Origin of the sequence: Bacillus sp. SM2101, from assembly GCF_018588585.1 — a bacterium.
GTDB classification, from domain to species: domain Bacteria; phylum Bacillota; class Bacilli; order Bacillales; family SM2101; genus Nanhaiella; species Nanhaiella sioensis.
Genome location: NZ_JAEUFG010000003.1, coordinates 32,757 through 47,890, shown reverse-complemented (window position 1 = coordinate 47,890; position 15,134 = coordinate 32,757). Strand labels below are relative to the sequence as shown.

Sequence of the window (15,134 nt, the reverse complement as noted above, 5' to 3'; positions counted from 1 at the left end):
AACATATCGTACACTAATCGTAATGACTATTGTTCACTATATGTTTTAAAACGAAATCATATCTATATCAATGGAATTTCTTATAGGCTGTATCGCATTGCTTCCTGTTTATCAAAGGCTCTTTTCGTAACCTTTGTTTCTTTTGTTCACTTACATTTGAGTAACTATTGTGTATGATATTTTAGTCTTCAGAGAAGAAAAGGCACCTAAATCTAGTTGTGTGTGTTTACTTCGTAATACGCAAAACAACATGGTGAATAGAGCACTATTAGTAAAGCTTTCTTAAGCTTTATACCTGCATTATGTGGATTCATTTTTTTGAAATACTGACCGATAATAGATGTAATAATATTGCTATGAAACTTATCATACAAACTATTAATAATCTTATGAACATCATTTTTTTATAACTATCAATTTTAGCTAGGTTTCAGATTTATCATTGAAAAAACATTCTAACAAAATAAGTTAACATCATTATAGAAAGGATTACTGTTAAAGTGAAATTGATCCTAAAAAATACTATCCCTTATATAATTATCATTTGTCTATGTTCTTTAGGTTTATACTATACGAGCAATCCCAACAATATCCCTAATTCACTATTGGGATCTTTTCACTATATTACATATAGTATATTTATCGTGCTCATATGCTTCAGCTTTTGGTTTAACAAAGTGAAAGCATTTTTGGTAGGTATTTTACTTTTTATTGCTTTATTATGTATAAACTATTTATCAACTCCTTCACCTGCTTTGTTAATTGAAATTTTTGCTATCATTCTGCCATTAAATATAGCTATTGTGGCACTTATTAAAGATGGTGCTGTTTTTTCTATTCAAGGTCGTATAATGAGTATAATTTTATTATTAGAAGCTGCTATATTCGTATGGTTATTTCGAAATAGAGGTGAACAGGCCTTCCGTTTCATACTCGATTATGAGTTACCAATTAGTAATTTTAATTACGAGAATATGCCACAGCTTTCAATTGTATTATTTCTATTACTTTTATCGACCCTAATCATTATCAACATAGTAAATTATTCTGTTGAAAATACTTTCCTATTAGGAATATCTATTTGTTTATTTTTAGCCTTTCATTTCCAAGATAGAGTATTAAATTTAGAAATCTTCTTTTCACTTAGTGGGCTGTTATTAATATTATCTATTATTAATAGAACATACTCTATGGCATATATTGACGAACTTACTCGTATTCCATCGAGAAGAATGCTGAGAGAAGATTTAATGAAACTGGGAGGTAAGTATTCAATAGCTATGCTGGATATCGACTTCTTCAAAAAATTTAATGATAAATATGGTCATGACGTTGGTGATGAAGTATTAAAACTAGTAGCTAGCTGTTTACAAAAAGTAACCGGTAATGGGAAAGCTTATCGATACGGTGGAGAAGAATTTACGATCATATTTCCTAGAAAGGATATAAAAGAAGTTATTCCGCATTTAGATGAATTAAGAAAAAAAATCTCAAAACAAGAATATGCTTACAAGAAACAATACAAAAATGGTAAATCGACCACTCAAAAATTAAAAGTAACAATAAGCATTGGGGTCGCTCAAAGAAATGAAACAAACAAAGCAACTGATGAAGTCATTAAAGCGGCTGATAAAGCTTTGTATCGTGCAAAGAAAAAGGGGAGAAATTGTGTTAGTAAATAAAGTTAAGCATGATCATTATTAAATAAGAGAGGATGAAAAGAATACTATTGATAAATGACAGTATTTCTTATTAATCATGATTAAGGCAAAAGAAGTTTTACATAGAAATTTCATGAAAGATGCTGATAATGCAAATCATATGAAATTTGAATAAATATGCACAATAAAGGTTTTTTTTAGTGGGAAAATATGCAGAAAAAATTATTTTTTCGAAAATTTTTGTCGCCTAATAATATTTTTTATTGTGACCTTTAACTTATGGTGGCTAGACTTGAAGTGGAGAGAAAATACTGATTTGACAATGTTTATCCTATTATAAAATAATAATAATGGAGCTATTGGTGATAAGCCGTAATTATTTTACGGCCTGTTATACCCATTAAAGTCTGAATAATTTGAATTATTTCCATTTTCTGGTTTGACTAAATATTTATAAGGAAATAGAATAATAGTATTCCTTATAATAGTAACAAAGGAATTTTTTTTACCTATTATAATTAAGAAAGGGGTTATTCGGTGAGGTTTAAGAAATTATTTCTCATGATTACGACATTTTTCCTCATTATGTCCAATGTTTCATTAGCGACAGCATCTCCATATCAAGCTGAAACAGATGCGACCGATGAGAAAGTGTTAGATCCAAATGAAAAGGTTCGTATTATTGTAGAGTTAGCAAGTGAGCCAAGCATAACTTATGCCAACAAAGCAAAAGTAAAGTTTGGTGATTTAAATGACAATAAAAAACAAGAATTAAAGGAAAAGGTTATGAAGGAGCAACAATTTGTTAAGTCAGATATTGCTTCTAAATCAATAGATTTTGACTATGAAGAGAGTTTTACAACAATACTCAATGGTTTTAGTGGAGAAGTAGAATATCAATCTATTGATAAAATTAAAGCCTTAAGTAATGTTAAAAATGTTTACATTGCTAATGAATATTCACGACCTGTAGTAAACGTGAATAAACAACCAAATATGATTTATAGTAAGGACATGGTGTCTGCACCTGAAACATGGGAAGATTATGGATACCATGGTGAAGGAATGGTAGTTGCTGTATTAGATACTGGTGTTGATCCTAGCCATAGAGATATGGTGTTAAGTGACGGCACTGCTCCTGCATTAACGCAAGAAGGTGTTGCAGAACTCGTTTATCAACATAGTTTAGCAGGGAAATATTTTACTGAAAAAGTACCATACGGATACAATTATGCGGACAATAACCAGGAAATTCTTGATTTAGGTCCCGGTGCTTCATACCATGGTATGCACGTTTCTGGAACGGTAGGTGCAAATGGTGATGAAGAAAATGATGGCATTAAAGGAGTTGCACCAGAAGCGCAAATCTTAGCTATGAAAGTATTCGGTAATGATCCTGGATTAACTGGGACATACAGTGATATTTTCATAAAAGCCATTGATGATTCTATCTCACTAGGTGCGGATGTCATAAATATGAGTTTAGGAGATTCAGCACAATTTAATGATCCAGAAAACCCAGAAAAAGAAGCGATAGAAAGAGCTGTAAATAGCGGTGTCCTTGTTGCTGTTTCAGCTGGAAACTCAGGACAGATTGGGTATGGATATGGCGCGTTGCCTTTTGGTGCTAATCCTGATATAGGAGTTGTAGGGTCTCCGGGATTATTTCCAGAAACTCTTCAAGTAGCAAGTATTCACAATGATTATATAGATCTTGATGGATTTAAATATGAAGCTAGTGATGAGACTGGCGAAATCTCATTTATGTCCTCGTCATCAGTTCATCCAGATGATTTAACTAAGAAAACATATGAAGTGGTATACGCAGGGTTAGGTCGTAAACCAGGGGATTCGGATGTTGCTCCATCGGCTGATGACTTTGTAGGTTTAGATCTTAATGGAAAGATTGCATTGATTCAGCGTGGTGAAACGTTTTTCGTTTCAAAAGCGTTAAATGCACAACTAGCAGGTGCAGCTGGCGTGATCATCTATAACCATTCACCAGGTTATGTATCGATGGTATCTGATCCTGAAATTACTATTCCACAACTGTTTATTCTTCAAGAGCACGGAGACATATTGTATAGTCTATTAGATGCAGGTGAGGATGTTTCAATAACTTTTACTGGAGAAAAGATTACTTCGGTAAACCCACAAATAGGAGAATTAGCAGAATCAAGCTCATGGGGAGTAACGCCAAGCCTTGATTTTAAACCTGAAATTACTGCACCAGGTGTAAATATTCTTTCTACATTTCAAGATGATAATTATGGCTTGATGTCTGGTACATCTATGGCATCTCCACATGTTGCTGGCGGAGCAGCGCTAGTATTGCAACGTGTAAATGAACAGTTTTCTGTAGATAGTACAGAACGCGTTCAACTTGCAAAAAATCTATTAATGAACACAGCGGTAGTCATTGATGACAAAGGTGATTTCAATAGCTATGGTACTGGAAATGGATATTCTCCTCGTCGTCAAGGAGCAGGCTTGATGAACCTACATGGCGCTATGAGTACACCTGTAGTTGTTACAGAAGTCGAATCAGGTGAAGCTAAGGTTGCCTTGAGGGAAATTGGAGATAAGACAACATTTACTTTAAAAGCTGAAAATGTTTCGAATGAAGAAGTAACGTATCGTTTAGAAGGTAGTGTATTAACTGATCTAGTGATGGAAGGCGTAAATCAGCTTGAATCTCAAGGTATATATGTTGATGGCACAATAAGTGAGGAGCAGCCTTGGACGGGTGAATTCCCAATCACATTTTCTTCAACTCATATTAAAGAAGAAGCTGGGGAACTGCTTTTAACAGTACCTGCAAAGAATTCGGTGACATTTAATGTGAATGTCGACCTAACTAACACGATTGATTGGGTCTCAAACCTACCATTGGATGAAGTATTCGAAAATGGCTACTTCGTTGAAGGTTTTGTTAAGTTAGTCGATACGAATGATGTGAACCCTGAGTTAAGCATACCTTATGTCGGTTTCCATGGAGACTGGGACGCAGCACCTGTTTTAGATGAGTTAAGTGGATCAGAGCAGTCTTATTATAGTGTAGCAGGTCTCGTGTCTGATGATATTGAAATTGAAGAAGTAGAAGGAGTAGAAACACCAATATATAACTATTTAGGATATAGTCCAGTTGATGGAATCGTCCATGGAGATAATTTGGCGATTTCTCCGAATGGTGATGGCTTCAATGATGCGGCTATACCATATTTAACATTTTTAAGAAATGCTAAGGAAATAGAATTTTCTATTTTAAATAGTGACAAAGAAGTGATTCGTAAGCTAGCAACATCTCAACATGTTAAGAAAAATCTCTTCGATAATTCTGGGGATAAATTAGCTCACTTATTTGAAGATGCAGCTTGGGATGGAACAGCTAATAACAAGCAAGTTGCGGATGGGTTATACTATTACGAAATAAAAACAAAAATTGATCACCCAAATGCAGATTGGCAGACTCTTTTACTTCCAATTTATGTTGATACGTACAGCCCTTCTTTAATCGTTTTATATGATGAAGAGTACGGTAACTTATCCATAAAGTCGATTGAAAATGGATCAGGCGTTTCACATTATGACGTTCAAGTAAATGGTAGTAGTGTATTAGAGGAACCTTTAGCTAGTGATGTTACAACCTATCGTTTAAAAGATGTAGGAGAAGATGATACGATTAAAGTCGTTGCCTATGATTATGCAGGAAATATGGTCAATAAGGTAGTAACTTCAGATGAGGTGATCCCATTTGTCGTAGTTGATTCACCAGCTCCACTTACTCCAGTAGCGTCAAGAACTGTTCCTGTTACTGGAAGTATAAGTGATGATGCAGAAGTCCAGGAGCTAAAAGTGGATGGAAATATAGTCGATTTTACTTGGGATGCTGAGAAAAATCAGTACACATTTGCTACAGAGGTTCGATATGAAGAGGATGGTTTTCACGACATTTACTTCAGCGCAGTTGATAGTGAAGGGAATGACATCTCTTTTAGAAGAACAATAATCGTTGATACAACGGCTCCAGTTTTGGATATTGAAGTACCAACTTTTGTTGATACTGAGACTGCATTACTTAAAGTAAGCGTAGCAGATAATTTCGATGAACTTAAATTTTATATTAATGGCAATGAAGAGTATAAAAATACTCTAAAAGAGCCTTTTGAAATGAGAAGTATTGCATATGATACTGAAAAAGAAATTCAGCTTGAAGATGGAAAGAATACAGTTGTGTTAAAGGCTGTTGACCTCAGTGGGAACGTAACTGAAAAAGAAATCACCATTTATCGTGGTATTGAGGAAGTAGAGCGTTTTACAGATGTCTCACCATCTTATTGGGCTTCAAATGAAATTGATTTCTTACAGCGTTTAAGTATTATTACAGGTGCTGATTCAACTTCATTTATGCCTGATAAACAAGTAACACGTGCAGATGCAGTTGTTTGGATTGTAAACGCGTTACAATTAGATACAAATGGAGTGAATGAACCAAATTATACAGATGTTCCAGTTGATCACCCTGCTTATAAAGAGATTGCAGCGGCTACACAAGCCGGCATCATATTAGGAAGTAACGGTTCATTTAAGCCAGAGGATACATTAACCCGCGCACAAATGGCAAAAATACTTTCATTAGCTTTTGAGCTATCAGCTGATTATGATGCGCAATTTACTGATATACAAGCTGGTCATTGGGCAGAAGACTATATTAATAGTTTAGCAGCTCATAAAATTACTACTGGTAAAGGAAATAACACATTTGGTCCTGGAGAGGAAACAACAAGAGGCCAGTTAGCAGTATTCTTGGCTAGAGCAATTAATGATAGGTTTATACCTTAGTACATCACACAACATAGCTTAAATTAAATAAACCCTATACAGTAGTCGTGTTAAAAAGGACTACTGTATAGGGTTTTTGTAACAATTTAGTTATTACTTGCTACGTCAACAATTCTTCCTTCAACAACTGGGCTTACCGTTTCACGGCTCATTAAACCTTCTTCTACAACAGAATATAATGTGAACCCTGTGTTAAACATTTCTTTGTTAGCGAACATTTCATATCCATCTCCGCCAACTCCAACGAAGTCATTTGTTGCTAGCTTGTAAGTTTTTGATTCATCAAGTAACTCTTCGCCAACCTTCACTTCTAATACACGTTCACCGGCTGGTTTAGTAGAATCATAAGTGAATGACATACCAGCGATTTGTGCGAAGCGTCCTGCACCTTCTTCAACACCACTAACACCATGCTCTAATGCTGCTTTTAACTCTTCACCAGTTACATCAATTACGACTAATGTGTTAGGGAATGGAAGGACAGTGTTTAGCATTTTCTTCGTAATGTCACCAGCTGGTATTTCATCACGAATACCGCCACCATTAGTTAAAACAACATCAGCATTGTAACCATCAATCGTTAATGTTTTCTCAAGCATAATGTCAGTAATTAAGTTTCCTAGATTTGTTTCTTGAGAGCGAATTAAATCACGAGCACCATCTAAATGAACATCAGTAGTAGCAATTGTAACATTTAATTTTTCATCAATTTCAGTTACAATTTTTTCAACCATTGCAGCTACTTCAGGATCAGCTTCAACTGTTTCATCATATTCTACTAACCCGCCATCGAATGCAATGACCTCATCGTTGTAATAGTATAAGTCTGCACGGCCTAATGATTTACCGTATTCCCAATCTTGAACAATATACGTACCATTCACTAATTCAGGTTCAGTAAGTGGTGTATGTGAATGTCCTCCTACGATTAAATCGATACCATCAACAGCTTCAGCGATTTGTCGGTCAACTGTCACACCTACGTGTGAAACGACAATGACGTTGTCAACTTGCTTCTGCACTTCAGGAATTAATTCTTTTGCTACTTCAACAGGGCTCTTGAATGTTAGCCCAGCAACATTATCTGGGTGAGTCAATACAGGTGTATCTTCAGCAACAAATCCAACGAAGGCAAACTTTTTACCAGCAACTTCTTCATAGTGAACTGGAATTAATAATTCCGTTCCGTCTGGCTTAAATACGTTTGCAGAAATCATTGGGTAGTTCAATGCATCACGTAGCTTTAATGTTTGCTCGTAACCAAAGTCAAATTCATGGTTTCCAGCAGCCATCACATCATAATCCAAATAGTTTAAGATAGGTAGAAGTGATTCACCTTTGTATTCATTCGCTAACACAGTTCCTTGGAACGTATCTCCACCATCAAGCAATAAGAAATTTTCGTTTTCAGCACGCCATTCGTTAATTAATGTAGAGATTTTTGCATAACCATATTCTCCACCGAAGCTATTTTCTTCAATGTGACCGTGAATATCATTTGTATGTCCGATTGTAATATGGTTAACAACAGCTTCTCCAAGTGCTGTTAAAAAGTCTTCTCTCGTTACTTTTTTGCTATTTTCAAGAGCAAGCTCGTATCCTAGCTTACTAGCGATCTCTGTAACTTCATCAGAAGAAAGCTGTTTATGAGGAAATTTCGCTTGGTCATCAGAAATTGCATCATTTGATTTTGCCCATTGTATATAATCTTCAGCAAAGTTCTTGCCTGTAGATTCTTCTAGCCCTTCAACACCTTTTGTTCTAGCAAGAAAGATAAGAGTATCTGCTAGCTTAACGTGTTGATTCAATTTATAGTTTCCAGATTGATTACCCTTTAAAATACTTTCTTCTTTCATCCAATCAATATGATTTACTTCAATGGCTTCCGCAAAAGTAGTACTAGCAAACAAAGATGTAGATAGAGCTACTCCAGCTAAAACGCTTCCAACTTTACCAAATGTCTTCATATATTCTCCTCCAATCGAAAGTTAACTTAACTATTAAAACTCTCAAACACTCTCTATTATAAGAAATTCTATAGATTTCGACAATAAAAATTTTATACTAACAACATTTACCTCATTCTAGAAAAAATATGTAAGTAACCTTAAGTATGGATAAAATACCAAAACAATGGCTTTTTGACATTTATAAACTATGTGCTATATTAATAGAGCGATAGAAAAACGGTTTAATAAAACTACATATGAGGTGAACTTTAATGAAGAAAAAGTTGACAACGCTTGTTGCATCTTCTGCTCTAGCTTTTAGTCTGATAGGGACAGATTTAGCTAAGGCAGACACGAACTTTGATGCAGTCAAATTAACTGATATTAATCTAATGCAAACAAAAGGTATTGTAAAAGGTTTTAGTAACGGTGACCTTGGTGGTGACCAACTGGTTACTCGTGCACAACTTTTAATCATGTTAGATAGAGCTGGTGAACTTGGGGAGGAAAAAGCTGAGTTATCTTTTAAAGATGTTTATACCCAAGAACATAAAGATGTAGTAGCAAAAGCAATTGCTGCTAATCTAATAGAAGGCTATTCAGAAGCTGAGTTCGGCCCGAATGACACAGTGAATAAAGAGCAGTTTGCCAAAATTATTACTCTAGCATTAACAGACGGTAATATGCCTACTGTAGATGAGAGTGTCTTAAACAATTTTACAGATGTAGCTGATATTTCAGATTGGGCACGTCCTTATGTGGCTTATTCACTTCTTGCAGGAGTATTCGATGTGAACAACGGTGAAGCGTTTGGCGCGAAGGACAACCTTACTCGTGAAGAAGCAAGTGATGCATTAAAGCCAGTAATTTTTGATGTTATTGATATTCTTTCAACGAATGATATTCATGGGAATATTGAGTTTGATGAAGCAAAACAACGTGGCGGTATGGCTGTTGTTGGTGGAATCGTTGATGCATTCCGTTCAGTAAATACAGACGGAACAGTCGTGCTTGATGGTGGGGACATCATGCAAGGAACACTGATCTCAAATTCATTTGAAGGTGCTTCTACAATTGACACGTTAAATTCAATTGAATACGATGCTGCTGCAATCGGGAATCATGAATTTGACTGGGGAGTCGATGTATTAAAAGAGCGTATTGCACAAGCGCAATTACCGATTATGGGTGCAAACGTGTTTGATGAAGAAACAAATTCGCGTGTTGATTGGGCTGAGCCTTATGTGATTCTAGAAAAAGGTGACTATAAAATTGGTGTCATTGGTTTCGCTACACCAGAAACAAAATCTACTACACTTTCAACACATGTAGAAGGTTTAATATTCCCAACACCAGCTCCGATTGCTGAAGAGCTAGCGAAGGAATTAAAAGATCAAGGTGTAGACCTTATCTTTGTTACATCTCACTTACCGGGATGGGCTGAGGAAGAAACGAATGAAATCGTAGGTGAATTAGCAGATTTAGCTGATGCATCAGCTGGGTCTTTAGATGCGATCGTTGGTGGACACTCACATAAACGTGTGGCTGGTATTGTTAATGGCATTCCTGTAATCGAAGCTGATAAATATACGAGAGCAGTGGGTCATATAAAGTTATTCGTTGATAAAGACAGCAAAGAAGTTGTTTCACAAGAAGTAGGCTTGCTTGAAACAAATATTAATCTTACTGCTTTAGACGCAGATACTGATAGTATTGTAAAGGACTATCAAACGAAAGTGAAAGAAATAGAAAATGAAATGGTTGGTAGCACAAACGGCGAGTTAACTCGTGATTACTCTGAGGGTGATTTTGGGGTAACCCAATTAGGAAATATGATTACTGATGCAATGCGTGAAAAAGCAGGAACTCAAATTGCTTTCCAAAATTCAGGTGGGATTCGTGAAAACATCGATGCTGGAGAGATTAATTACGGTGAAGTATTTAAAGTACTCCCATTCGATAACTATAATGTAACATCTGATATGACTGCTCAGCAGCTGAAAACTATTCTTGAAGGTCCTGAAGACAGATTACTTCAAATACAATTCTCAGGTTTAAAAGTAGTGATTGATGATGCTCGTGAGCTTGGTGATCAAATAGTTGATATTACGTTAACGGACGGTACACCAGTTTATACTAATGGTGAGTTTGCAGAAGGTACGTTCTCTGTTGTGACAAACAACTTCTTGTCAACAGGTGAAGGAGATGGCTATGCTGCGTTTGGAGAAGTAACATGGACTGACTCAACTGACTTCCAACGCGAATTATTTGCTGATTATTTGCGTGCTATGACAGAAGAAGTTGATGCAGCATCGATCATGGATGATCGCTTCATGAAAAATGAATAGATTTGTTTTAAGGGGTTGCTAGTTTACTAGCAGCTCTTTTTTTTATTTCGGTTAACCCCACACGTCCCCTATTTTTGTTATTTTGACGTTACCCAAACACTATGTCCGTATTAATATAAAAATAATTGCTTAGGAAATAATTTTGTGCTTTATGTCGTTTTTTGATTGTAGATTAACAAACTATTCATTCAAATAACTACAAAGGTTGGTATAATAGAAAATAAAAGATTAGGGAGTTCTTTATGAAAGTTTTGTTACATTTACTCATTTTAAGTGTATGTTTATTTGTTACTACTATTAATACAAGTGCCGAGGAAAAAGCTGATGAGTGGCTGTTATATTTCGACAAAAAGGCAGATTTAGATAGATTCTTAGAGAGTCATGGACAAGGTGTTATAAGTATTGAAAAACAAATAGTAAAAGGGTCGTTTACAGAGTATGAAATACAAACAATTCAACAAGAAGGGTTTGTAAGTTTAGTAGAAAAGAATTATTCGAAAACTGCAGCGCTAGAGCTTAGCCTCTCTGATCCACTTGTAGTGGACCAATGGGGATTGGACAAAGTGAACGCAGAAGATAGTATGGCTAACTACTCTACTGCAAGAGATAATTTAATGATTGGAAATGAGATCATTACGCCTGAAGGAACGATAACTTACAACAATCAATCGTTGGAACAAACAGAGTTTACTATAGTCCTTGGTAGTGAAACTATTTCCAGACTTTCCATTGAGCTTGAACATGTTGAAGATATATGGCAGCTCGAGGTGTTCAATAGTAGTGGTGAAAGAATTGCAATGAACGAAGGTAATTTGCAAACGCTAGATGTGCTTATACCAAGAGATGATGCCTTTGACTCGATAAAGGTAATGGTCCAAACAAAAGGGGTTTGGAAGAAGAAGCCAGTCATTAACAACATCATTGGTGTGAATCATTTGTTAATTGCCGTAATTGATTCAGGTGTATCACAACACGAGGATTATTGCGGGAATGTATTATATAGCTTAGGAAAGAATTATACTAGTGACGATGAATATGTAGATGACGAGTACGGGCACGGCACACATGTTACAGGGATTTTAGCTGCATGCTCCGATAATGAAGTAGGCGTTACAGGTATACTGGCAAATGCACCTGTTGATATCTTACCGTTAAAGGTATTAGACAAGTACGGTAACGGAAGTGATTATGAACTAGGCGTAGCGGTGGATGATGCCGTTCAATTAGATGTTGATTTGATTAACCTTAGCCTTGCAGGAAAAGGAGAAACTAAAATGCTTCGCGAAGCAATTGAGCAAGCAATTCAACAGAACATTGTTGTCGTAGCAGCTGCAGGTAATTGGAAAACAACAACTGACAAAATTTATCCCGCTTCTTATCCTGGAGTCATTACTGTTTCTGGTACAACATCATTTAATAGGATTATTTCTATTGCAAATTATGGCTGGGAGGTAGACATTAGCGCACCTGGCTCAGATATCTTAAGTACATATAAAGATAATTCATATAAAACTTTATCAGGTACATCGATGGCTGTGCCATACATCTCTGGAGCAGTCGCCTATATGAAGCTTGATAATAATCAGTTAGACGTATTACAAATAAGATCAAAGTTGCTAGCAACTGCGAGGGACTTAAACATTGATGGTTATGACATTTATTCCGGAGCTGGCTTGTTACAGCTTACAAAGGCAGTTCAGGAAGAAACTACCGAAGTGATTGAATGGCTCACCTTAAAAGATGGACAGACCTTAATTGAGGATGAGATGAACATACTAGGCTTATCTAACGGATTGATAGGGTCTGATATCCATATATTTGTTGATGGGCAGTTGTATTCATCTGAAAAAGCTGAATCCAATAGGCTGTTTATAGATTTTAGTAATATTGATGCATTCCAAAGTGACCTTACTTTATCCGTAGTAGCTATGAGTGAACAACGAGTTCATGCGACAGACCAAATTAAGGTGCTTATGCCAAACAGTGAAGAAGAAGGACACGAGTTTTCCGACGTTGCGGATGATTTCTGGGCGTACGATTACATATACGAATCACAAGAATTGGGTTTTGTTCACGGATATGCCGATGGTACTTTTCGGGGAAATAATGAAATTACTCGCCGTCATAGTGTGATGGTTTTGGAGCGCTTGTTTAATTGGGAGCTTCCAGCTTCCATAGAGATGACATTTCAGGACGTTCCTATCGAATTGTCTGGGTCTTTAGCGATTTATTCTGCTGCAGACAAAGGGATTATTAAAGGTTATAGTAATGGAAGCTTCTACCCTGAAGAAGAATTGACAAGAGGACAAATCGCAGTGATCTTGCATAGGGCTCTTCAGAAGAATGATCATATGAATTCACCAAATCACTATCAATTTAACGATTTGGAGGAAGACCATTATGCGTACAATGCAGTGCAGTACTTAACAAGTATAGGAATTGTTAGTGAGCAACCGATTTTTCGACCTGAAGAGAAAATTACGCGGGCACAATTCGTTGCCATGCTTATGAGGACATATGAGCATCTTCAAAAATAGAATGTTACCAGTTATTTGGATAAAGGAAATATTAATATGACGAATCTTATAATTTGTAGTATGATAGAAACTGTCTGATATTTGTATACATCAATTCGTTATACATTATCTCTAACAATTAGGAGTTTTAAATTCCTTTTATGTATTCATTTTTGCTTAACTGAAGGTGCAAAATAGTACAGCCCAACAATAGATTTTAAAATGATTTTATAACATGAACTATTAAAAATAGCGAGGGTCTATATTTATGGAGAACATTAAATCGTATCGATTTCTATTAATAGGTTTTTTAATCCTAACTTTGTCATTAACGTTAACACCTAAATTAGCTCTAATTTCGATTACGGCAATTTTTGCAGTATATACTATAGTGAATCCGAAAAATGCACTCTTGTTACTCTTGCTATATGTTCCAATCAGGCCATTGTATGCAGAAGCAAATCCTGGACTGAAGTATATTGGGGACATCATCACAATTTTACTTTTTTTAATAACAGTATATCAGTTGAGACATGATATACGTTCGATTTTTCGCTTTAAAGTTTTTGAATGGGCATTCTTTTTATTTTGCCTTGTAGGTGCTGTTTCTGCCTATATGACAGGCGTATCCATCGTAGCGATTGTATTTCAGCTTCGCACTTTTATAATTATGTATTTACTCTACTACATAATATCTAGAATGAAAATTGATAAGCAAGACATCACAAAGTTTGCTTGGGTAACAGTTTTTGTCGCTATGCTAATTAGTGTACATGGAATTATTGAGAAGCTTTCGTTGAGAACATGGCTATTGCCCCAAGCTTGGGTTGAAAGAATTATTTCAGAAACTAACTTTGCTCGTATTTATGGAATGCCTGGTAACCCCAATACACTAGGTATGTATCTTGGTGTAGCCATCGTCTTAAGTTTATACCTGTTACATCAGGCAGAGGGACAAACGAAGCGTTTCCTATATGTTGCGTTAACATTATTTAACGGAACGATGCTACTGACATTATCTAGAGGAACGCTCATTTCTGTATTTATAGGTTGGATAGTATTTTTAGCTTTAACAAGGTATTGGAAGCCAGTCAAGCCCTATGTTGTCACGCTAATTCTTGGTATACTGCTCGTATACTTTCCTACGAACGGTGGGGTTGCGCTAGTACAATATATTAATGACCAAGATTATGGTAAGGGTGGCTTCATTAATAGGATCCAGCATACAGTTGATGATGAGACGCAAATACTAACTGCAGAGACTGGAAGAATTTATTTTATTGAAAAAGGTTTTGAAGTTTTCAAGGACTATCCAATGATGGGATCAGGCTTTGCAACATTTGGTGATTCGGCTACATTATCGTTTTCATCACCAATATATGAAAAATATAATATTTACTCGGACGGATATGGTGAAGGTAGCGAAAATAAGTATTATTTCCAAAATTTTTATACCGATAATCAATATATTCAGGTCATAGCTGAAACAGGAGCTGCGGGCGTTATATTGTTTGCTGTGTTCCTTCTAGGAATGCTAGTTCTCTTTTGGAAAAGAAGAAAAGAAGATTTATTTTCGAATGTGATGATTGCATTTTGGATGGCAACATGTGCAAGTGGGTTGCTATACAATATTTGGGAAACTAAGATTTACACCTTATATTTCTTTATGATTCTAGGTGCATACGCTGCAAAACACAAATTAGTGCTACAAGATTAAACAGTATACTTAAACGATAACCTATCGCATTTTGCGATAGGTTTTTTATATTGTGTAAGGCGTTTTTCTCACGAACGACTGTAACGAGAGGTGCTCATAAT

6 protein-coding genes are annotated in these 15,134 nt (G+C 35.8%); 5 read left to right on the top strand and 1 reads right to left on the bottom strand.

Going from position 1 to position 15,134, the window contains the following annotated elements; all coding sequences use genetic code 11:
• Positions 1 to 689: 689 nt before the first annotated feature.
• Positions 690 to 1,682 carry a GGDEF domain-containing protein gene (locus JM172_RS03835; RefSeq protein ID WP_214480772.1) on the top strand — a complete coding sequence of 331 codons (993 nt, stop codon included), beginning with the start codon at positions 690 to 692 and terminating at the stop codon, positions 1,680 to 1,682.
• Between the two features lie 516 nt (positions 1,683 to 2,198).
• On the top strand, positions 2,199 to 6,503 hold the full coding sequence (locus JM172_RS03830; RefSeq protein ID WP_214480771.1) for a S8 family serine peptidase: 4,305 nt from the start codon (positions 2,199 to 2,201) through the stop codon (positions 6,501 to 6,503).
• 86 nt (positions 6,504 to 6,589) lie between these two features.
• On the opposite strand, the gene JM172_RS03825 is transcribed toward JM172_RS03830, so the two are convergent.
• Complete coding sequence (locus JM172_RS03825; protein WP_214480770.1) at positions 6,590 to 8,470, bottom strand: bifunctional metallophosphatase/5'-nucleotidase; 1,881 nt, start codon at positions 8,468 to 8,470, stop codon at positions 6,590 to 6,592.
• A gap of 254 nt (positions 8,471 to 8,724) precedes the next feature.
• On the opposite strand from JM172_RS03825, the gene JM172_RS03820 reads away from it, so the two are divergent.
• From JM172_RS03820 to JM172_RS03810, 3 genes are all read left to right on the top strand, one after another.
• A complete protein-coding gene (locus JM172_RS03820) occupies positions 8,725 to 10,800 on the top strand; it encodes a 5'-nucleotidase C-terminal domain-containing protein (protein ID WP_214480769.1) in 2,076 nt (691 codons plus the stop codon).
• A gap of 242 nt (positions 10,801 to 11,042) precedes the next feature.
• Positions 11,043 to 13,337 carry a S8 family peptidase gene (locus JM172_RS03815; protein WP_214480768.1) on the top strand — a complete coding sequence of 765 codons (2,295 nt, stop codon included), beginning with the start codon at positions 11,043 to 11,045 and terminating at the stop codon, positions 13,335 to 13,337.
• Between the two features lie 247 nt (positions 13,338 to 13,584).
• Positions 13,585 to 15,033, top strand: coding sequence for an O-antigen ligase family protein (locus tag JM172_RS03810; protein WP_214480767.1), 1,449 nt, complete (start codon positions 13,585 to 13,587; stop codon positions 15,031 to 15,033).
• Positions 15,034 to 15,134: the final 101 nt, after the last annotated feature.

Bases quoted from the DNA above. Each gene is read 5' to 3' on its own strand.
- JM172_RS03825 (WP_214480770.1), bottom strand. From the start codon at position 8,470: ATGAAGACATTTGGTAAAGTTGGAAGCGTTTTAGCTGGAGTAGCTCTA.
- JM172_RS03820 (WP_214480769.1), top strand. From the start codon at position 8,725: ATGAAGAAAAAGTTGACAACGCTTGTTGCATCTTCTGCTCTAGCTTTT.
- JM172_RS03815 (WP_214480768.1), top strand. From the start codon at position 11,043: ATGAAAGTTTTGTTACATTTACTCATTTTAAGTGTATGTTTATTTGTT.
- JM172_RS03810 (WP_214480767.1), top strand. From the start codon at position 13,585: ATGGAGAACATTAAATCGTATCGATTTCTATTAATAGGTTTTTTAATC.